Genomic DNA, 22893 nt, shown 5'->3' with positions numbered 1-22893 from the left:
GCGGGTGCCGGCCGGCCGGGATTCCGAACGGGAGGGGTTTACAGCACTCTTGCAACGATGTAAAAACCTCCCCTGAACGACGTGCACGCCGAGTTGACCACAAGAGCCGTCCCACCCCGAGAGCGCTCCCATCGCCCCGGGGCCACGCCGTTTGGGGAACTCCCATGAAGACCGTCGCCACACCGCGCCGCACCCTGGTGCACACCCTCCTCACCACCGGCCTCGTCACGAGCCTGGCGCTCATGACCGGATGCACCAAGTCCGAGGACGACTCCGGCAACGACAAGTCCGCCTCGCAGGGCAAGGACTCCGGCCAGGTCGTCGCCTCACCGAGCGGCGGGTCCGGACCGACCTGCACCATCGGCAGCTACGGTGGGAAGAAGCTGGACCTGAAGTCCGCCACCGTCGGGTTCTCCCAGTCCGAGAAGGAGGCCAACCCCTTCCGGATCGCGGAGACCGCCTCCATCAAGGCGGAGGCCCGGAAGCGGGGCGTCAAACTGCTCGCCGCCAACGCCCAGTCGCAGTTCTCCAAGCAGATCAGCGACGTCCAGGACCTCATCGCCAAGGGCGCCGACCTGCTGGTCATCGCGCCACTGAACTCCGACGGCTGGGAGCCGGTACTGCGCACCGCCGCCGCCAAGCACATCCCCATCGTCACCGTCGACCGCAAGATCAACGCGGCGCCCTGCAAGGACTACGTGAGCTTCATCGGCTCCGACTTCGTCGAACAGGGCAAGCGGGCCGCGGACCGGATGATCGCCGCCACCGGCGGCAAGGGCGAGATCGCCATCCTCCTCGGCGCGGCCGGCAACAACGTCACCACCGAGCGCACCAAGGGCTTCGAGGACCGCGTCAAGGAGAAGGCACCCGACCTGAAGATCGTCTTCCGGCAGACCGGTGACTTCGCCCGCGAGAAGGGCCAGTCGGTCACCGAGAACCTGATCCAGTCCAAGCCGGGGATCAAGGGCATCTACGCCGAGAACGACGAGATGGGCCTCGGCGCCGTCAACGCCCTCAAGGGCGCGGGCAAGAAGCCCGGGGACGTGAAGATCGTGACGATCGACGGCACCCGCAACGCCGTACAGGGCATCGTCGACGGCTGGATCGACGGCGTCATCGAGTCGAACCCGCGCTTCGGGCCGCTGGCCTTCCAGACCCTGGACACCTTCACCCAGGGCCAGGCGGTGCCGCAGGACATCGTCATCCAGGACAGCTCCTACACCAAGGACAACGCCAAGTCCGACCTGGGCAAGGCCTTCTGAGATGCTCACGGTCACCGGACTGTGCAAGACCTTCCCCGGCGTGCGGGCGCTGTCCAAGGTGGACTTCACCGCGCGCGCCGGGGAGGTGCACGCCTTGGTGGGCGAGAACGGCGCGGGCAAGTCGACGCTGATCAAGGTGCTGACCGGTGTGTACCGGCCGGACGCGGGCGAGATGACCCACGGCGGCGCCCCCGTCCGCTTCGCCACCCCGCTCCAGGCCCAGCAGGCGGGCATCTCCACCATCTACCAGGAGGTCAACCTCGTCCCGCTGATGAGCGTGGCCCGCAACCTCTTCCTCGGCCGCGAGCCACGCGGCCGGCTCGGGCTCATAGACTTCCGCCGGATGCACCGGGAGGCCGGCGAGACCCTGCGGAGCCTCGGCATCCAGGTGGACGTCCGCCGCCCGCTGCGCGAACTGGGCGTGGGCGCCCAGCAGATGGTGGCGCTGGCGCGAGCCGTCGCGATCGACGCCCGGGTCGTCGTCATGGACGAACCCACCTCCTCGCTGGAGCCCCGTGAGGTGCGGACGCTCTTCGGGGTGATCCGCACGCTGCGCGACCGGGGCATCGCGGTGATCTACGTCAGCCACCGCATGGACGAGCTGTACGAGATCTGCGACGCGGTCACGGTGCTGCGCGACGGCCGTGTCGTGCACACCGGACGACTCGCCGGCCTCGACCGGCTGCGGCTGGTGGCGCTGATGCTCGGCCGTGAGATCGGCGAGGTGCGCCGGGAGGGCCTGACGAAGTTCAGCGGCTCTCACGACGCGGCCGCCGAACCGGTCCTGGAGGCCGAGGGCCTGAGTGTCCGTCACCGGCTGGACGATGTGTCGCTCACCCTGCGGCCCGGCGAGGTGGTCGGTCTCGGGGGCCTGCTCGGTTCGGGGCGCAGTGAGACCGCCAAGGCCATCGCGGGGGCGCTGCCGCTCGACGGCGGCCGGGTCGTGATGGCCGGGCAGCCGGTGCGCGGCGGCTCCACGGCGGCGGCGATCCGGGCCGGCATCAGCCTGCTGCCGGAGGACCGCAAGACCGAGGGGATCGTGCCCGGTCTGTCGGTGCGGGAGAACATCGCGCTCGCCGCACTGCCCGGGCTGTCCCGCTTCGGTCTGGTCGACGACGCCAAGATCGACCGGATCGTGGACACCTTCGTCGAGCGGCTGCGGATCAAGGCCGCCGGACCGCACCAGAAGGTCGGGGAGCTCTCCGGCGGCAACCAGCAGAAGGTGCTGCTGGCCAGGTGGCTCGCCCTGCACCCCAAGGTGCTGCTGCTGGACGAGCCGACGCGCGGCATCGACGTGGGTGCCAAGGCGGAGGTGCAGGCGCTGGTGGACGAACTGGCCGAGGGCGGGCTCGCCGTCCTGCTGATCTCCTCCGACACCGAGGAACTGATCGAGGGCAGCGACCGCGTGGTGGTCCTCAAGGACGGCGTGGTGGTGCGGGAGCTGACCGGCGACGCCGTCACCGAGGACGAGTTGCTGCGGGCGATCGCCGCCGTGCCCGCCGGCCCGCCCGAGGCCGGCGACGGGCACCGGCCGGCCGGTGGGGGCCAGGTGCCGGCGGCACACGAACCGCCCGGAGGGCACGATGACTGATCTCTCCCTGGCCCGCGGCACGATGGACCGCGACCGGGTGCTGCGCCTGCTGCAGGCGTACGGCGTGTACGCGGGCGTCGTGGTCCTGCTGCTGTTCAACCTCGCCTTCACCCCGCACTTCGCCTCCGCGGAGAACTTCCGCACCCAGGCCGTCCAGGTCGCGCCGGTACTGATCGTGGCCCTCGGCATGGCCCTGGCCATCGGCACCGAGGGCGTCGACCTGTCGGTCGGCTCGGTGATGGCGCTGTCCACCTCCCTGCTGTCCCTGTATCTCGGCTACGGCCCCTGGATCGCCGTCCTGAGCGCGGTCGTCGGCGGGATCGTGGTCGGCCTCGCCAACGGGGCGCTGATCGCGTTCGTCGGTGTGCAGCCCATCGTCGCCACGCTCGCCCTGATGGTGGCCGCCCGGGGCCTCGCGCTGGTGCTGCTGCCCCAGTTGAAGGACGTCCACGACTCCGGCATGGCGGCCCTCGGCTCCGGTGCCGTGCTGGGTGTCCCGTACCTGGTCCTCATCGCGGTCGCGCTCGCCCTGCTGGTGGCGTTCGCCGTACGGCGCTCCACGTTCGGCCGGCAACTGCTGGCCATCGGCGACAGCCGGCCGGCGGCGCGCCTGGCGGGTCTGCCGGTGCGCCGGGTGCTGATCGTGGTGTACGTCTGCTCCGGCGTGCTCGCCGCGACCGCGGGCGTCCTGGCGACCGCCCGGCTGACGGCGAGCGACCCGACCTCGCTGGGCACGCTCATGGAGCTGTCCGCCATCACGGCGGTGGTCGTCGGCGGCACCCCGCTCAGCGGCGGACGGGTCCGGATCGGCGGGACGGTCGCGGGCGCCGTACTGATCCAACTGCTCACCACCACGCTCATCAAGCACGACCTGCCCCCGTCGTGGACGCAGATCGCGCAGGCCGTGGTGATCGTCGGTGCCGTCTACGCGGCACGCGAACGGGGGAAGCGATGACCACGGACACCGGGGAGGCCGTCATGCCGGCCGAGTCCACAGCCGCCGCCCGGGCGTCGGCCGCCGTCACCGACGGGGAGCCGCCGGGTGCCGGCCGCCAGGAGCGGCTGAGCGCGCTCGCCCAGCAGCACGGCGCGCTGGTCACGCTCGTCATCGCCATGGTCGCGGCGTCGCTGAGCTTCGACACCTTCCTGACCGGCGACAATCTGGAGAACATGGCGCTGTCGTCGGCGTTCCTCGCCGTCGTCGCCCTCGGGATGACGTTCGTGATCGTCACCGGCGGCATCGACCTCTCGGTCGGCTCGCTGTTCGCCCTGGGCGGGGTGCTCGCGGCCTGGGGGTCGCAGTACGGGACGGCCGTGGCGCTGCTGCTGCCGCTCGTGGTGTGCGGCCTGGTCGGTCTGGTCAACGGCCTGCTGATCGCCCGCTCGGGTCTCGCCCCGTTCATCGTCACGCTGGCCGCCATGCTCGGGGCGCGCGGTGTCCTGCTCGCGCTCACCGACGAGGGTTCGCGGACGTACCTCGTGGACAAGGGGTCGTTCTTCGCCGAGCTGGGCCAGAGCTCACTGTTCGGCGTCGGCGTGCCGGTGTGGATCACGCTGGCGCTGTTCGTGCTGGGCGCGGTGGTGCTGCGGCGCACCCGCTTCGGGCAGTACGTGTACGCGGTGGGCGGCAACGAGGACGCGGCGGCGCTGATGGGCGCGCCCGTGGCCCGCACCAAGATCGCCGTCTACACCCTGTCCGGGCTGTGCGCGGGCCTCGCCGGAGCGCTGAACGCGGCGTGGCTGCTGTCCGGCGTGACGATCCTGGGCTCCGGCATGGAGCTGGAGGCGATCTCGGCGGTGGTGATCGGCGGCAGCCTGCTCACCGGCGGCTTCGGCTTCATCAGCGGAACGCTGGTCGGGGTGGCGCTGCTGAAGGTGATCCAGAACGTCATCAACCAGATCGGCTCGCTGGACTCGGCCTACCAGCAGGTGGTCAGTGGCGCGTTCCTGGCGGTCGTGGTCGTCGCCCAGACATGGCTGGGGCGCAGGCAGCGGGTGCTCTGAGCGGACCGGGAGCCGGAGCGGCGACGGCTCGGCGCTCCCAGCACGGACACCACCCGCACCGACGTGCCGCCAGGGGACGGCCGTTCGGTGCGGGTGGGCTGTGTGTGTGGGGGTGGGGCGTGCCGTCCTGCCAGTGGAACGTCTCGACCGGCACCACGAGGTCCTCGTCGAAGGGCAGCCCGGCGGCGGCCAGGGCCTCGCGGTAGCCGTCGGTGCGCAGCCAGGCACCGGAGCGGCGGCGAGGCGACACGTCGACGCGACCGGTCCGAGCGGCACACCCGACCCCAGCGGCGCCGGAGGCCGAGGTCTCCGGCGCCGGCCCAACGTGCCGCCGGACCGGATGCCCGACGGTCGGAGAACGAACGGTCAGATGCCGAACGGCGCGGCGTACCGGACGGTTCCGGCGGGCAGCGGGTGAGCCCGGTCGAGTGCCAGGGCCATCAGGGCCTCGTCGGGGACGTCGACGGTCAGCCGGATCCCGTGGGCGGAGGCGCGGGTGAAGCCGAAGCGCGGGTAGTACTCGGGGTGTCCGAGCACCACGACATGGTGCTCGCGCCGCGCCCCGGCCGCCCGGAGCGCGGCCCGGACGGCGGCGGAGCCGGCGCCGGTGCGCTGGTGCCCGGGCAGTACGGCGACGGGGCCCAGGCACAGTGCCGGGACGTCGTCGATGTGGGCCCGGGTCAGCAGGGCGTGTCCGACCGGGGTGCCCTGCGCGTCGGTGGCGAGGAGGGACAGGCCGTCGAGCCAGGCCGGGTCGTCGCGCAGGGCGTCGACGAGGTCGGCCTCCGCCGGGCGGCCGAAGGCGGCGCGCACGAGGTCGTGGACGGCGTGACGGTCGGCGCCGGTCTCGGCGCGGGTGATCCAGGTGGTGTTCATCGCGGATGCGGGTCCGTTTCGGATCGGTGTTCGTGTGGGAGAGCCCCGCGAGCTCACGCTCTCGGCGAAGGCGGGAAGTGGGCGGAGAACGGGTCAGGCCACGGTCCGGGACGTGAGGGAGACCCGGGCAGCACGGATGGTGGCCTCGCGCGCGGTCATCAACCTCACCTCCCCTCGTTCCTGTTCTCTGCTCCGACGTTCTGACACGAACCGCGCCCAGGCTACAGGTCCCCGCGGCCCCGCACACCCGAACTGGCCGCGAAACGCCCTTGCTTGGCCGCATGTCTGGGGTATGTCTCGCCCTGCGCGTTCCGGCAGGTCGGCGCGGTCCGGGCGGTGGCCCGGCGGGCCCCGAACGGCCGTACCGAGTGGTCCGGGCCGGGGGCCGCGGCTAGCGTCGTACTAATATTCCCGGCTTGTCACGAAGCCGGAGCCGGACAACCCCAGGCAGACCTGCGGGCCCGCCGGCGCCCCGGAGTCTTCCGGGAACGAGACGCGAGGACCGGATGGCAGCCATACACGAGGGCAGCGCTCTCGGCCTGCTCGACGAGGAGTTCCGCGAGCGGTTCGGCGACACGGCACGTTTCACCGCGGGGGCCGCCGCCCCGCCGCGCACGCTGATCGACGTCCTCGACGCCTCCGTGCGCTCCCACCCGGACGAGCCGGCCCTGGACGACGGCGGCACGCGCCTCACCTACCGGGAGCTCGCGGCCGAGGTCGAAGGGCTGCGTCGGCGGCTCGCCGCGGCCGGGGTCGGACTCGGCGACCGGGTCGGCGTGCGGGTCCCGTCGGGGACCAACGACCTGTACGTCGCCGTGCTGGCCGTGCTCGCGACCGGTGCCGCCTACGTCCCCGTCGACGCCGAGGACCCGGACGAGCGGGCCGAACTGGTGTTCGGCGAAGCCGGGGTGCGGGCGGTCGTCGGAGCCGGTCACCGGATCGACGTGACCGGCTCGCCCGGTGGGCCGGCGGGGCGGCCGGGTGCCGGGGACGACGCCTGGATCATCTTCACCTCCGGTTCCACCGGAAGACCCAAGGGCGTCGCGGTCACCCACCGCAGCGCCGCCGCCTTCGTCGACGCCGAGGCGGCCCTGTTCCTCACCGACGAGCCGATCGGGCCCGGGGACCGGGTGATGGCCGGGCTCTCCGTCGCCTTCGACGCCTCCTGCGAGGAGATGTGGCTGGCCTGGCGGTACGGCGCGTGCCTGGTGCCCGTGCCCCGGTCGCAGGTCAGGAGCGGCGCCGACCTCGGTCCCTGGCTGGTCGAGCAGGAGATCACGGTGGTGTCGACGGTGCCGACGCTGGCCGCGCTGTGGGAGCCGGAGACCCTGGACGACGTACGCCTGCTGATCTTCGGCGGCGAGGCATGCCCGCCCGAACTGGCCCAGCGGCTGGTGACGGAGGGGCGCGAGGTGTGGAACACCTACGGGCCCACCGAGACGACCGTCGTGGCCTGTGCCGCGCTGATGACCGGCGACGGACCCGTGCGCATCGGGCTTCCGCTCGACGGCTGGGAGCTCGCCGTCGTGGACGAGGCCGGCGAGCCGGTGGCCATGGGCGGCAGCGGGCAGCTCGTGATCGGCGGGGTCGGGCTCGCCCGCTACCTCGACGCCGGCAAGGACGCGGAGAAGTACGCGCCCCTCGACTCCCTCGGCTGGCCGCGCGCCTACCGCAGCGGCGACCTGGTCCGGGCCGAGCCGGAGGGCCTGGTCTTCCTGGGACGGGCCGACGAGCAGATCAAGCTCGGCGGGCGGCGGATCGAACTGGGCGAGGTGGACGCCGCGTTGTGCGCGCTGCCCGGGGTCGCGGGCGCGGCCGCCGCGGTGCGCACCGCCCGTGGTGGCAACCAGCTCCTCGTCGGCTACGTCGTCACCCAGGACGGCTGGGACCGGACGGCGGCTGTGGCGAAGCTGCGCGCCGAACTGCCCGCCGCTCTCGTGCCGTTGCTCGCCCCCGTCGGCGAACTGCCCACCCGCACCTCGGGAAAGGTCGACCGGGCCGCGCTGCCCTGGCCGCTCGAGGGCCTTGCGGACGACGGGCAGGGCGAATGGCTCTACGGCACCGAGGCGTGGCTCGCCGAACAGTGGACGGAGGTCCTCGGCATCCCGGTGCGGGGCGCCGGTGACGACTTCTTCGCGATCGGCGGCAGCAGCCTGGCCGCCGCCCGGCTGACCACCCGGCTGCGCACCCGCTACCCGAGTGCGGCCGTCCTCGACGTCTACCAGCGGCCGGTGCTGCGCAAGCTGGCCCGGCATCTGGAGGCGGCGGCGCAGGACGACGGCGGAGCCAGGACGGTCGTGCCGGTCCCGGCGCGCGCCCGGGTCCTCCAGACCCTGCTCCTGGTACCGCTGTTCACCCTGCTCGGCCTGCGCTGGACCGTCGTCCTGACCGCGCTGGGCGACCTGCTGCCGGGGTACACCGTGCTGCCGACCGCGCCCTGGTGGCTGGTCGCCGCGGGCGCGGCGGCGCTGTTCAGCCCGCCCGGACGGATCGCGGTGGCGGCGGGCGGTGCGCGGCTGCTGCTGCGGGGCGTCGCGCCCGGACGGTACCCGCGTGGCGGGAGCGTCCACCTGCGGCTGTGGACCGCGGAGCGGCTCGCCGAGTTCAGTGGCGCGACCTCGCTGACCGGGGCGTGGCTGGAGCGGTACGCACGGGCGCTGGGCGCCAGGGTGGCCGCCGACGTGGACCTGCACTCGCTGCCGCCGGTGACCGGCATGCTGAAGCTGGGGCGCGGGGCCGCCGTGGAGTCGGAGGTCGACCTGTCGGGCCACTGGCTGGACGGCGACCGGCTGGAGATCGGGCCGGTCAGGGTGGGCGCACACGCGGTGGTGGGGACGCGCAGCATGCTCTTCCCGGGCGCCCGGGTGGGCAAGCGGGCCGAGGTGGCGCCGGGGTCGGCGGTCACCGGCCGGGTCCCGACCGGTCAGCGCTGGGCCGGGGCGCCCGCGGCCAAGCTGGGCAAGGCCAAGCGCAACTGGCCCAAGGAGCGTCCGCCGCGGGCCGGGCGCTGGCGGGTCATGTACGGCGCGAGCGGTCTCGCGCTCAGTGCCCTGCCGCTGCTCGCGGGCGTGCCCGCGCTGCTGGTCGCGGGGCTGTTCGTGGCGCCCGGCGACGGGCTCGCCGAGGCGCTGGGCCACGCGGCGCTCGCGCTGGTGCCGGCCACGCTCGCCTTCGGGTCGGCGTACGCGCTGCTGATCCTCGTCGCCGTACGGCTGCTCTCCGTGGGCCTGCGCGCTGGCACCCATCCGACGCACGGCCGGACCGGCTGGCAGGCGTGGACCGTCACTCAGCTGATGGACCGTTCCCGGGAGACGCTGTTCCCGCTGTACGCCGGTCTGGTGACACCGGTGTGGCTGCGGCTGCTGGGCATGCGTGTGGGGCGGGGCGCCGAGGTGTCCACCGTCCTCGCCCTGCCCAGCCTGACCACGGTCGGGGACGGCGCGTTCCTGGCGGACGACACGCTGACCGCGCCGTACGAACTCGGTGGTGGCTGGATGCGGATCGGGCGCGCGGAGATCGGGCGGCGGGCCTTCCTCGGCAACTCCGGCATGACCGGGCCGGGCCGCAGCGTGCCGGACGGCGGTCTGGTCGGGGTGCTGTCCGCGACGCCGAAGAAGGCGAAGAAGGGCACCTCGTACCTCGGTCTGCCGCCGGTGAAGCTGCCGCGCAGTGCGAGCGACAGGGACCACAGCCGTACCTACGCCCCGCCCGCCCGGCTGCAATGGGCGCGCGGACTGGTGGAGGCGTGCCGGATCGTGCCGGTGCTGTGCTCGGCGGCGCTGGCCGGCCTGACGGTGGCCGCGCTGTGCGCGCTGGGGGTGTGGGCGCCGCTGCTGTCGGGCGCTGTGCTGCTCGCGGCGGGTGCGCTGGCGGCGGTGGTGTCGGTCGCCGCCAAGTGGCTGCTGGTGGGGCGGCACCGCGCGGGCGAGCACCCGCTGTGGAGTTCCTTCGTGTGGCGCAACGAGCTGGCCGACACCTTCGTCGAGGTGCTGGCGGTGCCGTGGCTGGCCGGTGCCGTGCCGGGCACGCCGGTGCTGACGGCGTGGCTGCGGGGCTTGGGCGCGCGGGTCGGCCGGGGCGTGTGGGTGGAGAGCTACTGGCTGCCGGAGGCGGATCTGGTGACCCTGGCGGACGCGTCGACCGTGAACCGGGGCTGCGTGCTCCAGACACACCTCTTCCACGACCGGATCTTGCGGACGGATACTGTGGTCCTCCGTGAGGGCGCCACCCTGGGCCCTGGCGGGATCGTGCTGCCCGGCAGCACGATCGGGGCCCGTACGACGCTGGGTCCCGCGTCGCTCGTCATGGCCGCGGAGTCCGTCCCGGACGACACCCGCTGGCTCGGCAACCCGATCGAGGCATGGTGTCCCTGAGCGCGGGCCGTCCGGCACCGAGGGGCGGCGCACCGGTGGCACGGAGGACCGGCACAGGGCAGGGAGCAGACGCGGCAGTGGCAGTCGATCAGTCCATGCAGTCCACCAGGTCCATGGGGCCGGACCCGTACTTCCCGGCCAACGGCGATCCCCGGTACCGGGTGCACCGCTACGAGCTCACGCTGGACTACCGGCCGGGCCCGAACCGGCTGTCCGGCACGGCCCGGATCAACGCCATCGCGGGCCTGGCGCAGTTGACCGAGTTCCAGCTCAACCTGGCCGACTTCAGGATCGGCCGGGTCCGGGTGGACGGCAAGCAGCCGCAGTACACGCACCGGGGCGGCCGGCTGCGGATCCGCCCGGCGAAGCCGCCGCGCCCCGGGGCCGCCTTCACGATCGAGGTGCACTGGTCGGGCAACCCCCGCCCGGTGGCCAGTCCGTGGGGCGGGCTCGGCTGGGAGGAGACGGAGGACGGGGCGCTGGTGGCCAGCCAGCCGGTCGGGGCGCCGTCCTGGTACCCGTGCAACGACCGGCCGGCCGACAAGGCGTCGTACCTGCTGTCGGTCACCACGCCGTCGGCGTACGCGGTGGTAGCGGGCGGACGGCTGCTGACCCGTACGACGAAGGCCTCGACGACCACCTGGGTCTACGAGCAGGCGGCGCCCACCTCCAGCTATCTGGTCGGTCTCGCGGTCGGCAAGTACCAGACCGTGCTGCTGGGGGACCCGGGGCCGGGCGGTGTGCCGCAGCACGGTCACATCCCGGCGCACCTGCTGCCGCGGTTCTCGCGGGACTTCGCCCGGCAGCCCGCGATGATGGAGCTGTTCCAGGAGCTGTTCGGGCCATACCCGTTCGACGAGTACGCCGTGGTGGTGACGGAGGACGAGCTCGACGTCCCGGTGGAGGCGCAGGGTTTGTCGTTGTTCGGCGCCAACCACGTGGACGGCGTGCGGGGTTCGGAGCGGCTGGTGGCGCACGAGCTGGCGCACCAGTGGTTCGGCAACAGCGTGTCCCTGGCCGACTGGCGGCACATCTGGCTCAACGAGGGCCTCGCCAAGTACGCGGAGTGGCTGTGGTCGGAGCGTTCGGGGGGCCGCGACGCCGGGCAACTGGCCGCCTCCGCGCACCGGTCGCTGTCGGCGCTGCCGCAGGACCTGCGGCTGTCCGACCCGGGCCGCAAGCTGATGTTCGACGACCGGCTCTACCAGCGGGGCGGGCTCGCGGTGCACGCGGTGCGGGTCGCCCTGGGTGACCCGGCGTTCTTCCGCATGCTGCGCGGCTGGGCCGAGCAGCACCGGGGGGCGGCCGTGACGACGGCGTCGTTCACGTCGCACGTGGCGCGGTACGCGCAGGAACCGCTGGACGGCCTGTTCACGGCCTGGCTGCACGAGACACGCCTGCCACCGCTGCCGACGGCCGGCTCGGGACCGGCCGTCTAGGGCCTGGTGCGGCGCGCCGCACCCCCGGAAGCGGCGCGCCGCGGTCGTACGCGGCGGGGTGCCGTGGCCGGGCCGACGGCACCCCTGTCCGGTCAGTGGCGGTGGTCACCGCGGCGGTCGTGGTCCTGGCCGCGGCGGTCGTGGTCCTGGTCCCGGCCGTCGTGCTGCCGGCCCCGGCCGTCGTGGTCCTGGTCCCGGCCGTCGTGCTGCCGGCCCCGGCCGTCGTGGTCCTGGCCGCGGAAGTGGCGCTCGTCCTGGTCGCCGCGGGCGTCGCCGCGGAACTCGCGGTCGTCGTCGCCGAAGTGGCGGTGGTCGCGCCGGTCGCCGCCCCAGGAGGTGGCGTCGACGAGGCGGCCGCGGTCGTCGCGCAGGCTGGCGGTGTCGGCGGCGCGGTCCCACACAGAGCGCCGGCGGTCCTGGTAGACGTCGGCTCCGCCGTCCCGGCCGAAGCCCGTGTGGACGCGGACGCTCGACCGGCCTTCCAGCCGGTAGGTGCGGAAGGTGTAGGTGTTGCCGTCCCGGTCGGACAGGGTCCAGCCCCGCAGGTTCACGTCGCGACGGCCGTTGTTGGTGATCTCCACCCATTCCCGGTTCAGGGAGTGGTTGGACCGCTCGAAGCGGCTCGGGCCGTACTGCACGTCGCCGATGACCACCTGGGCGCGGTCCCAGTGCGGGCCGGGACGGTCCGCCGCGGCGGCGGGCAGCGCGACCGCGCCCACGGCGACGACGGCCACGGCGGCCGCCGCGGACAGGCGGAGCGGGGTCACACGAACGGAAGCGGACACGAGGTCCCCCTTGCGGGTGCGGGCACCTCCGGGGGCCACGGCGACGGGCCGTGGACCGGGGTGCGGTGGTGGTGAGCGGCCCGGCGGCCGCACACGCACACCTTCCATCCGGAATGCGTGTAAACAGGGCATACACGTCGCGTGTTACACGTTGCGCATATTTCGGTGACACTAGCCTGCACGCTCCATCCATCCGCGGAAACGTTCACTTGACGCCTCGTCAAGCCGTTCGGCGCGTCGCCCCGACCGGTCCGCCACCCGAAAGTGAGCAACAGCGGCGGCCTCTCCTTGGGCCACCGGGTCCGCCGGCTTCGCGCCCGTCCCGGGGTGCCACCTGCGGCCCGGTGGCGGAATGCTTGATTGCTGTTTGTGTTCCGATGGGGGACGTTGTCAGCCAATGTGACGCGCCCCCGTGCGACCTCCACGGGGCGAGGGCGGCCCGCCGGCCGGTGCCGCGACGCGCGGGGCGGGCGGGGGCACGTGCCACCGGCAGGGAACGCCCCCCTTTGGCGGCGCAACGCCCCCGCACACGACGGGACGACGGGGCCGGGCGGCCGTACGTCCGGGCCGGTGACGGGGGCGCACCCTGGCCCGGAGCACCCCTCGGCGGACGGCACGGCGCAGGCCACGGTCACCTGTCCGGTACACGATCGCGAACCACCACCCGGGGCACTCCGTGCCTCGTCGGCACGCCGGTTGGGGCGCGGTGCGCAGATCGCGGCTACCACCCCGGGCCAGTCGACTGTCGGCCATATCCGGCGCGGCGGACGGGCGTACGGCGCCTTCAGGGCCCTTGTTCCCGCCGCTTCGCGGTGATTAGGCTCCGGCTCGCTTTCGCACGTCGTACACATTTTCCACACATGACGGCCGGAATGCTCGGTCCGGCGGTCGCTCACGCATGCGTACTTCCGGTGCCTCCGCGAGGACCGTCAGCACCTACAGGGGGGTGGGGGCCATCGACGCAGCTCGGTCGCCGCGGCGTGCCGACGGCGAGTCGGCCACGCCCGCCGCCCCTGCCGCGGCGCCCGCCGGACCACGCGCGGACAGCCGCCGGGACCTCGCCATCCTGTGGTGCGTCAACGCCGTGGACGGGCTGGGCAGTCAGGCCTCCGGGCTGGTCTTCCCGCTGCTGCTCCTGGACCTGGGCCACGGCCCCGGCACGGCCGGCGTGTTCGCCAGCGCCGCCGCGCTGACCGGGGTGCTCCTCGGTCCGGTCGTCGCCGTCCCCGCCGACCTGGGGCACCGGCGGCGCCTCATGACCGGGACGGCGACGCTGGCGGCCATGGCGATGGCGGGTCTGGCCGTCGCCTGTCTGCGGCACCCGCCGCTGTGGGTCCTGCTGGGCCTGGCCTTCACCGAGCGCCTGTGCGCCACCGCCTACGAGGCGGCGGCGCGCGGGGCCCTGTACCGGGTCGCGGCACCGGAGGACCTGCCGCGTGCCGTGGCCGGCGTCCAGGCGGGGGACCAAGCGGTGCTGGTGGTGGGACCAGCCCTGGGCGGCCTCCTGTTCGGCCTGAGCCGTGTGCTGCCGTTCGCGGTCGACGCGGTGTCCTATGCCGCGGCGGCTCTGGGTGTACGGGCCATCCGCGCCCCGCTGGACACTCCCGCCGTTCCCGCCGCTCCCGTCGCGCTTCGGGACATCCCGCCGGCCTCGCCCGGCGGTACGGCGGACGCCCCCGAGGCCGGCTCACGTACCGGACGGCGGAGTTCGAACGGCAGCCTGGGGGCGGGGTTCGCCGCGGTGGTCCACTCCCCCGTGCTGCGCCTGGTGCTGCTGTGGTCGTCGGTGGCGAGCGGGGTGCTGACGCTGCTGTTCTACACCGCGGTGTTCGTGCTGGGTCCCGATGCCGGCGGCGCCGCGACCGGTGGGGTGCTCGCGGTCTCCGGCGCGGCGGGGCTCGCCGGTTCACTGGTGGCCGCCCCGGTGGTACGACGGCTCGGCGCACGCCGGTCGCTGACGGCGGCCACCTGGCTGCTCCTGCCGCCGGGCGTCGCGCTGTCGTGGGCCGGCGGCCCCTGGCTGTGGGGTCTGTGCTTCTCCGCGCTGTGCCTGGTGCTGCCGGTGGTCACCGTCGTCCTGGGCGGTGCGGCCGTCCTCGCAGTGCCCGAGGACCTGCAGTCCAGGACCGGGGCCGTCCTCGGGTCCGCCACCGCGGTGACGGCCGCCGTGGCGCCGGCCGCCGCGGCCGCCCTCGTGACGTGGGGCGGCCCCAGGGTCCCGGCGCTGCTCTGCACCGTCGCGTTGTTCGTGCTCGCGCTGCACACCCAGCGCACCGCGCCCACCGCGTTGCGCCCGGCCGCACCGGCGGCCGACGCCGGGGCCGAGGCCGGGGCCGGGGCCGGGGCCGGGGCCGAGGCCGGGGCCGGGGCCGAGGCCGGGGCCGGGGCCGAGGCCGGGGCCGAGGAGATCGCGCCCAAGGAACCCGCTGCCGACGGGACCGCGGCCGAACGGGTGGCAGCGGAGGCGACCGCGGCCGAGGAGACGGTCACCGAGGGGACCCGCCCGGCCGGTCCGCACCCCGGGAGCCGGCCATGACCAGTCCCTATCAGGTGTTCGTCGCCGCCCTCCCCGACGTGTGCCCGGCGGACCCGCACCGCATGGTGTTCACCGCGGACGCCGGGGGCCGCTGCGAGGTGTTCACCTGGGACGCGCGGGCCCGCCGGGCCCGTCAGGTCACCGACAGCCCCGCGGGCACGGCCCACCGGGCGATCGACGCCGACGGCCATGTGTGGTGGTTCGAGGAGGACGCCACCGGACGCGGCCGCTGGTGGTTCCGGCACTTCGACGGCGGCCCGCGCCTGCCCGGACTGCCCGGTGCCCCGGCCGGACGGCCGAGCGGGCTGGCGGTGACCGCGGGCGGGACGGTCGCCGCGGCCGTCACCACCGGACGGCGCACCGTCGTGCTGAGGGGCCGGCGCGGCCGCGTCCCGCGCGAGGTGCTGAGCACCACCGGGCCCTGCCGGCTCGGCGGCGTCACCCCTGACGGCACGCTGATCGCCCTCGCCTCGTCGGCGGAGGACGCGGCGGCCGTCATGGTGGTCGAGCCCGGCGGGCGGGTCGTCGCCACCCTGCCCGGACCCGGCCGGCCCGGCACACGGCTGTGGTGCCAGGGCTTCTCGCCCCGGACCGGGCACCGCGAACTGCTGCTGGTGCGGGACCTCGGGGACCGCTACGCCCTGGCCACCTGGACCCCGGCCGGGGGGCTGCGCACCCACCGGTGGTTCACCTGCGACACGGAGATCAGCGCGCGCTGGTACCCGGACAGCCGCGAGGTGCTGGTGCGTCAGGACCGTCACGGCCGCTCCCTGCTGCACCGTGTGGACCTCGACGGCGGGCGGCACACGGTGGTGCCGACGCCTCCCGGCAGCGTGCTGGACGCGGCGCCCCGCGACGACGGGGCGGTGGACTATTTGTGGACCGACACCGCACATCCGCCCGTCCCGCACGCCACGGACGGCATCGCCCTGCCGCCGCCCGGCCCCTCGGTCGTGGTGCCCGGCCGGCACACCGACCTGTGGACGCCCACCCGCGGGGGCCGGGTGCACACCCTGCTGAGCCTGCCGGAGCCGGCCGGGAGGACCACGCCGCCGCCGGCCGTCTTCCTGGTCCACGGCGGCCCGGCCGACCACGACCGCGACGCCTACGACGCCACGGTGCACTCGCTGGTGGCCTCCGGTTACGCAGTCGTCCGGGTCAACTACCGCGGCTCCACCGGGTACGGGCCGCTCTGGCGGCGCGCCTTCCCCGCCGGGGTCGGCCACACCCAGGTGGCGGACCTGGCCGCGGTCCGCGCCGACCTCGTCTCCCGTGGGCTGGTCGCCGGGGACGCGAGTGCCCTGTGGGGAGTGTCCTGGGGCGCCTACCTGGTGCTGCTCGCACTCGGTACCCGCCCCGGGCTGTGGCGGGCGGGCGTCGCCGTCAAGCCGGTGGCCGACTGGGTCGCCGCGCACCGGAGCACGACACCGGCGCTGCGGGCCCTGGACGTCCGGCTGTTCGGCGGCACCCCGGACGAGGTGCCGGAACGTTACGCCAGAAGCTCGCCCCTCAGTTGCGCGGCCGCCGTCACGGCCCCCCTGCTGGTGGTCGGCGCGGCCCACGACAGCAAGTGCCCGCCCGGGCAGATCCGCACCTATCTCGCCGCACTGGCCGCCGCGGACGTACCGCACGAGGCCATGTGGCTGGACACCGGGCACGACGGCTACGACGGCGCGACCCATGTCGCCGTCCTGCGCCGGTCCCTGCGCTTCCTGCGCGACCGGATGCCCGCACCGGCGCAAGGCGCCCCAGGACGTCCACCCGCTCCCGCGGGAGGACCCCGGTCCCGCTGAGGCAACAGCGGGACCGGGTGTGCACAGCAGCACCCCACTCACCGAAGGAGGAACACCGTGCAGAAGGACATCATCCACAACGACCCGCTCGCGGGCGACGAGGAGAACCGCAAGCCGGGCATCGGCATCACCATCACCATCCCGTTCCGCAACGCCGACGAGGGCGGCGACGACGAGGAGTGACCACCGGCCCGGCCGGCCCGCCCAGCGGGCGGGCCGGCCGGGCACCCTCCTTGCGCCTCCCGCCACACCCTTTCTCCACGCCGTCCTCCAAGGAGCCGACCGTGCGCGTTCTCCTGCTCAACATGCCCTGGTCGCCCATCGACCTGCCCTCGCTGGCCCTCGGCATCCTCAAACGCAGTGTCGACGAGCGCGTTGAAGGCGCGACGTGCGAAGTGCTGCACGCCAACCTGGAGTTCACCGACTGGATCACCGGGCGCACCGAGTTCTCGGCGGAGGACTACGAGTACTACGCACTGTCGTCCTACTTCCTGGGCTGCGGCGACTGGGTGTTCTCCAGCGCCCTGTACGACGACCCGGCGTGGAAGGAAGCCGAGTTCACCGAGGCGATGACCGGCAGGCTGCGCGCCAAGCGAATGCGGATGACCCATGAACTGCACGCGGTGGTACCGGAGTTCGTGGAGCAGATCGCACAACGGGTGGCCGAACTGGCGCCCGACGTGGTGGGTCTGACGTCGACCTTCCAGCAGAACACCGCCGCGCTGGCCGCGGCCCGGCACATCAAGCGGCTGGCCCCGCAGACCGTGACGGTCATGGGCGGCGCCAACTGCGACGCCGAGCAGGGCGCGGCCGTCCACCGCAACTTCCCCTTCGTCGACTACGTGGTGCGCGGTGAGGGCGAGGAGGCCTTCCCCCGACTGCTGGAAGCCGTGCGGGACGGCGCGGACGCCTCGGTGTTCGCCGGCATACCCGGGCTGTGCCACCGCGCCGGCGAGGACGCCTCGACCGCCAACCCGATGCCCACCGGGCCGATCCCCCCGGCGGCCATCCTGCCCCCGGACTACAGCGGCTACTTCGAGCGGCTCGCCGGCTCGGTGGCCCGCAACTGGGTGGAGCCGAAGCTGGTGGTGGAGGGGGCCCGCGGCTGCTGGTGGGGCGAGAAGCACCACTGCACGTTCTGCGGCCTGAACGGCTCGTTCATGCAGTTCCGCAGCAAGAGCCCGGACACCTTCTACCAGGAGATCATGGACCTGGCGGAGCGGCACCGGGTCCTCGACATGTACGTCGTCGACAACATCCTCGACATGCGCTACCTGTCGACCGTGCTGCCCCGGATCATCGACAGCGGCTACGACCTGCGCATGCACATCGAGATCAAGGCGAACATGCGCCGCCCGCAGTTGCAGGTCCTCGCCGACGCAGGGCTCATCTACGTCCAGCCGGGCATCGAGAGCCTCAACAGCCGGGTCCTGGACCTCATGGACAAGGGCGTCGCCGGCTGCCAGAACGTGCGCATGCTGCGCGACGCGGCCGAGACGGGACTGTCCGTGTCCTGGAACTACCTGCACGGTTTCCCCGGCGAGACCGCCGAGGACTACGACCCGGTGATCGGCCAGCTGCCCGCCCTCGAGCACCTGAACCCGCCGGTCGACCTGTCCGCCCGGATCGCCATCGAGCGCTTCAGCCCCTACTTCAACCGGCCGGAACTGGGCTTCACCGGGCTGCGCCCCGAGGAGCACTACCTGTTCACCTACGACCTGCCCGAGGAAGAACTGCACGACCTGGCCTACGTGTTCCAGGCACCCGAGCGCGGCATCGGCGCGGACACGGTGACCCGGCTCAACGACGGCATCGCCGCGTGGAAGAAGCACCACACCGACGCCCGCCTCACCCACACCGACCTGGGCGACGAGATCGTCCTGGTCAGCCGCAGGCGTGCGTTCGACTGGGAGACGCTGCGGCTGACCGACCCGTTCGCCGTCGCGGTGTTCCGGCTGCTGGACCAGCCGCACGCCCCCGCGGCCCTGCACCGCAAGGCGACCTCCGCGCCCGCGTTCGCCGACCGCACCGCCGAGGACGTGCGGGCCCTGCTGGACGAGTGGACGGCGCTGGGCGTCACCTTCACCGACGCGGGCCAGTACGTCCACATCGCCCCGGCCTCGGTCAACCAGGACTTCCTGCGACTGGACTACATGCGCCACGTGCACGCCCGCCCCGCGGCCGAACCGGCCGCGGAACCGGTCGCCGCGGTCCCCGCCACCCCGGCGCCCGCGCTCTCCTGAGCCCGCGCCGCCCCGGGTCCGCCCGCCCCTCCGCCCGACTCCGGCCACCGACAAGGACCGACCATGCCAGCGACCACACCGAGCCCGGCCGTCCAGGCCTGGCGCGACCACGACACGACGGCCCGGGAGCTGCCGGGCATGTCCCTGGGCCGGGTCCCGCTCGGCGCGGACCCCGGCGACGCCGATCGACTCTGGGCCATGGGCGCCCGGCGCGCCGAGCTCGACGCCGCCGTCGACCTCGCCACGCCGGGGCCGGCCGCCGCCCGCGCGGCGATCGAACGGCTCAGCCTGGTCCGCGACCTCACGGCCCAGGCCGTCCTGGTCGACTGGGACCTCGACCTGCCCGCGGACCGGGCAGACCAGCTGTGGAAGGTGCTGTCCCATCTGCAGCCGCCCCGCACCCTGACCGGGCCCGCCGACGCCGACACCGCCCTGCACGCCTGGCGGACCCGCCACTACCTCTGCAAACTCATCTGGCGCCGGGGCCCGGGCTTCCTGCAGATCCGCGACCGCCGCTGGGGTGACCTGCGCCGGTTCACCGCCGACGACCCCCGCTACCCGGCCGCCATCGCCCGGCTCGACCGCGGCGCCCACAGGGCGGACGTCCCCGCCGACATCCTGGAGGAACTCGCCTCCGAGCACCTCGTACTGCGCGCGGACGACTTGACGTGGTGGCTGCCGTACCGCGTCACCCGCTGGCTGCAGGAAGCCATGGCCGTGTAGGCGGCGGTGGCGAGCCGGGCGGATGCCGGCCGGCGAGTCACCGGCGCCTCGGCAGGCGCCCCACGTGTTCGTGGCCCCGCCGGCGGGCGGGGCCACGAACACTCAGCGTCAGGGGTGTCTGGGGGGAACGTCAGGCGGGCGGCAGCGTCCACCTCTGCGCGGCCGTCCCGTTGCAGGTGTAGATCTGCAGCTGGGTGCCCTGCGTCGTGGACGAGTTCGGATCGTCCAGGCATTTGCCGGAGTTGGGGTTCTTCAGGGAGCCGTCGGAACCCGCCGTCCACTTCTGGGCGCCGGTGCCGTTGCAGGCGTAGAGCTGGACGAGGGTGCCGTCGGTCGTGCCGCTGTTCGACACGTCGAGGCACTTGCCGAGGGTGCGCAGCGTGCCGTCGGCGGCGATCGTCCAGTCCTGGGCGTAGGTGCCGTTGCAGCTCCACAGCCTGATCGCGGTGTGGTCGGCGGTGCCGGAGCCGGCGTCGTCGACGCACAGGGCGGAGCTCACGCCCGCCGTGACGGGACCCACCCGGGGCTTCGCCGGGGCGGACGTGTCACCGGGGTAGGAGGGCGGGGCGGCGGAGGCGGCAGAGGCCCAGCCGGTGTTCGCGCTCGTGCCGAGCGTGAAGTTCAGCGTCCCGCCGGAGGTGATAGCGGTCGTGGGCGCGTAGGCGTTGTTCCACGCGGACCCGTCGAAGGTCGCGGACTGGACGTAGGGCGCGTTGTCCGCGGCTCCGTCGCCGTTGATCGTCAGCGTCTTGCCCGACGGCAAGGTGATCACGGCCTGGGAGAACAGCGGTGAGCCGAGGGCGAGGTCCGAGGTGCCGGGCGTCATGGGGTACATGCCGAGGGCCGACCACACGTACCAGGCGCTCATCTCGCCCAGGTCGTCGTTGCCGTCGGCGAGTCCTGCCGGGGTGTTCGACCAGATCTGGTCCTGGACCGAGCGCACGGCCGCCTGGGTCTTGTAGGGCTTGCCGATGTAGTCGTACTCCCAGGGCAGTTCGACGCTCGGCTCGTTGCCGACCCAGGCGTAGCCGTTGGCTCCGGTGTAGCTGCGCAGCACGGTGTCGAGGTAGTCGTTCATCGCCTGGTTCCCGCCCTTTGCGGTGGCGAGTCCTGCCACGTTGAACGGCACCATGCCCGAGTAGATCCAGGAGTCCGCCTCCACCATGTCCGTGCCCGAGGCGGGGTCGAATCCGCCGGTCCAGGAGCCGTCGGCGTTGCGCGGCTGGACGAAGCCGGAGGCCGGGTTGAGCACGTTGCGCCAGTCCTGCGCGCGGTGGGCGTACGTCTGCCGGCTGCGGGTGTCGCCGAGGGCGCCGGCGAAGGCGGAGAGCGCGAAGTCCGCGGTGTCGTACTCCAGTGTCGTGGCGACGGGGCCGTAGAAGTTGCAGCAGCCGTAGCTGCCGTCGTGCGGCTCGTAGCCCGGGCTGTCCAGGTAGTTGAGCCCCGGCCGGTCGTTGTTGGCGGTGCTCGCCTGTTTCAGCAGGCCGGCGAGTGCCGTGGAGGTGTCGAAGTTCCGTGCGCCGAAGGCGTGGTAGTCGGCGAGGATCACCGCCGCCGGGTCGCCGACCATGACGTAGGACTCGCCGTTGTACTCGGACCACTTGGGGAAGATGCCGGTCTGGACGTAGTCGTCGGTCATCGACTGGGCGGTGTCGGAGGCGACTTGGGGACTGACCAGCGCCTCGAGCTGGGCCTGGGAGCGGTAGATGTCCCACCCGGAGTAGTTCGCGTAGGCGGCGCTGTGCCCGGCGGCGACCGTGTGCGTCTTCCCGTCGAAGCCGTAGTACTGGCCGTTGGTGTCGCTGATGACGTTCGGGTGCAGCAGCGAGTGGTAGAGCGCCGTGTAGAAGATGGTCTGCTGGTCCCCCGTGCCACCGGCGATCCGCACCTTGCCGAGTGTGGTGTCCCAGGCCGTGTGGGCCGCGGCGCGCACGTCGGCGAAGTTCCATCCGGGGTTCTCGGCGGTGCGGTTGGCCGCCGCGTTGGCCGCGGAGACGTAGGAGATGCCGACCTTGGCCTGCACGACGGGGTTGCTGCGGGTGTCGAAGGTGACGTGCGCGTTCGGCGCGGCGGCCTGCGGGGCGGCCGACCCGCGCGCCGCCGCATGGGAGGCGCGCTCGGGCATCACGCCGTGCAGCCGGGGCTTGTTCGGCTTGTCGGCGTCGTGCCTGCCGGCCCGGTCGGTCGTCGGCGGGCGCAGGGGTGTCGCGCCCGCGAGCGTGCTCCCGCTGGAGGCGAAGGGCCGGTCGAAGACCATGTCGAAGTAGACCGTGTAGGTGTTCCCGGCCCCGCAGAACCGACCGCTGGTCACCTGGCCGCGGACCTCGGTGTCGGAGACGACGTCGAACTGCGTGGAGGAGGCGCCGTTCTGGCTGCGCGACAGTTTGAGCAGCAGGTTGGCCTGGGACGTCGACGGGAACGTGAAGCGTGCCATGCCGCTGCGGGTGGTCGCGGTGAGCTCGGTGGTCACCTTGTTGTCGAGGGCGACCTTGTAGGACCCGGCCGTCGCGGACTCACCGGCGTGCGAGAAGGTTGCCGTGGCCGCGTTGTCGACGGCGCCCACCGTGGGCAGCACAGGTATGTCACCGGCCGCGCCGCAGCCGGGTCCCGCGAGGTGGGTGAGACTGAAACCCGTGATCGAGGAGTCCTTGTACTCGTAGCCGCCGCCGGGCGGCCGGGACGAGGTGTCGGGGCTCCACTGCACCATGCCGAAGGGCACGTCGGCGCCGGGGAAGTCGTTCGCGTCGTTGGAGGTGCCGATGAAAGGGTTGACCAAGTCGGCCGGTGAGGAGACGAGTTGGGGCGCCCTCGTGGGTGCCGCCGCCCAGGCGGCGGGCGCGGGCAGGGCGTAGGCGCCCAGCAGGAGGGCGCCGGCGGCGCTTCCCAGGGCCATCCGGACGTAATGGGTGCGGGACGAACGTCTGCGCGCACCGGGCGGGTGCTCGCCGGCTGAGATCGGGAACATGGCGGTCTGGCCTCCTGAGGTTCGGTCACGGGGGGGTTGACAACGTTGTCTCAGGATTTACGTTCTCCATGAGGGCGTTGGGAGCCGCGCCAGGCTGGAGTACTGCCGCAACGTAGTCCTGAGCCATGTACATGTCAATGACGGCGGCGCCCCGGCTCGGACGCCCGTACCAAAGGTGAAACCGCGCCGCCCGCCCGGCGTGCGCGGCGACGGACTGGCACGCTGCGGGTGGGGAGTCGTCTCGCAGGGGGGTGAGGGCATGACGTGGGCGTCGGCCGTCGACGGTCGGGCCACCCCGGGTAC

14 protein-coding genes are annotated in these 22893 nt (G+C 73.4%); 11 read left to right on the top strand and 3 right to left on the bottom strand.

Going from position 1 to position 22893, the window contains the following annotated elements; all coding sequences use genetic code 11:
* Positions 1-164 precede the first annotated feature (164 nt).
* Genes PV343_RS10540 through PV343_RS10525 form a run of 4 tightly spaced genes read left to right on the top strand, consistent with a single transcriptional unit; the run spans position 165 to position 4857 of the window.
* On the top strand, positions 165-1262 hold the full coding sequence (locus PV343_RS10540) for an ABC transporter substrate-binding protein (protein ID WP_319146573.1): 1098 nt from the start codon (positions 165-167) through the stop codon (positions 1260-1262).
* Position 1263: 1 nt separating this feature from the next.
* Positions 1264-2853 carry a sugar ABC transporter ATP-binding protein gene (locus PV343_RS10535; protein ID WP_319146572.1) on the top strand — a complete coding sequence of 530 codons (1590 nt, stop codon included), beginning with the start codon at positions 1264-1266 and terminating at the stop codon, positions 2851-2853.
* Complete coding sequence (locus PV343_RS10530; RefSeq protein WP_319146571.1) at positions 2846-3808, top strand: ABC transporter permease; 963 nt, start codon at positions 2846-2848, stop codon at positions 3806-3808. Before PV343_RS10535 ends, PV343_RS10530 begins: the two co-directional genes overlap by 8 nt.
* Before the next feature lie 23 nt (positions 3809-3831).
* Positions 3832-4857, top strand: coding sequence for an ABC transporter permease (locus tag PV343_RS10525; RefSeq protein ID WP_319146686.1), 1026 nt, complete (start codon positions 3832-3834; stop codon positions 4855-4857).
* Between the two features lie 366 nt (positions 4858-5223).
* On the opposite strand, the gene PV343_RS10520 is transcribed toward PV343_RS10525, so the two are convergent.
* Complete coding sequence (locus PV343_RS10520) at positions 5224-5733, bottom strand: GNAT family N-acetyltransferase (RefSeq protein ID WP_319146570.1); 510 nt, start codon at positions 5731-5733, stop codon at positions 5224-5226.
* 506 nt (positions 5734-6239) lie between these two features.
* Between PV343_RS10520 and PV343_RS10515 the strand changes: the two genes are divergently transcribed.
* Positions 6240-10106 (top strand): Pls/PosA family non-ribosomal peptide synthetase, encoded by a 3867-nt coding sequence (locus PV343_RS10515; protein WP_319146569.1) that lies wholly within the window; start codon positions 6240-6242, stop codon positions 10104-10106.
* A gap of 113 nt (positions 10107-10219) precedes the next feature.
* Complete coding sequence (locus PV343_RS10510; RefSeq protein WP_415923480.1) at positions 10220-11545, top strand: M1 family metallopeptidase; 1326 nt, start codon at positions 10220-10222, stop codon at positions 11543-11545.
* 92 nt (positions 11546-11637) lie between these two features.
* Here PV343_RS10510 and PV343_RS10505 read toward each other — a convergent pair whose 3' ends face one another.
* Positions 11638-12330, bottom strand: a complete 693-nt coding sequence (locus tag PV343_RS10505; RefSeq protein WP_319146568.1) for a lamin tail domain-containing protein — start codon at positions 12328-12330, stop codon at positions 11638-11640.
* A gap of 946 nt (positions 12331-13276) precedes the next feature.
* On the opposite strand from PV343_RS10505, the gene PV343_RS10500 reads away from it, so the two are divergent.
* From PV343_RS10500 to PV343_RS10480, 5 genes are all read left to right on the top strand, one after another.
* A complete protein-coding gene (locus tag PV343_RS10500) occupies positions 13277-14866 on the top strand; it encodes an MFS transporter (protein WP_319146567.1) in 1590 nt (529 codons plus the stop codon).
* Positions 14863-16659, top strand: a complete 1797-nt coding sequence (locus PV343_RS10495; protein WP_319146566.1) for a prolyl oligopeptidase family serine peptidase — start codon at positions 14863-14865, stop codon at positions 16657-16659. Before PV343_RS10500 ends, PV343_RS10495 begins: the two co-directional genes overlap by 4 nt.
* 57 nt (positions 16660-16716) lie before the next feature.
* Positions 16717-16842 carry a hypothetical protein gene (locus PV343_RS10490; protein ID WP_257785090.1) on the top strand — a complete coding sequence of 42 codons (126 nt, stop codon included), beginning with the start codon at positions 16717-16719 and terminating at the stop codon, positions 16840-16842.
* A 101-nt stretch (positions 16843-16943) separates the two neighbouring features.
* Positions 16944-18902, top strand: coding sequence for a RiPP maturation radical SAM C-methyltransferase (locus PV343_RS10485; RefSeq protein WP_319146565.1), 1959 nt, complete (start codon positions 16944-16946; stop codon positions 18900-18902).
* Between the two features lie 63 nt (positions 18903-18965).
* Positions 18966-19625, top strand: a complete 660-nt coding sequence (locus PV343_RS10480; protein WP_319146564.1) for a DUF5825 family protein — start codon at positions 18966-18968, stop codon at positions 19623-19625.
* Positions 19626-19755: 130 nt separating this feature from the next.
* Here the strand turns inward: PV343_RS10480 and PV343_RS10475 are convergent, their stop codons facing one another.
* On the bottom strand, positions 19756-22590 hold the full coding sequence (locus tag PV343_RS10475) for a lectin (protein WP_319146563.1): 2835 nt from the start codon (positions 22588-22590) through the stop codon (positions 19756-19758).
* Positions 22591-22893: the final 303 nt, after the last annotated feature.

Source organism: Streptomyces sp. WI03-4A, from assembly GCF_033792105.1.
Classification (GTDB): Bacteria; Actinomycetota; Actinomycetes; order Streptomycetales; family Streptomycetaceae; genus Streptomyces; species Streptomyces collinus_A.
Note: the sequence above shows the minus strand (reverse complement) of the source record. Positions and strands in the feature narration are given on the sequence as shown.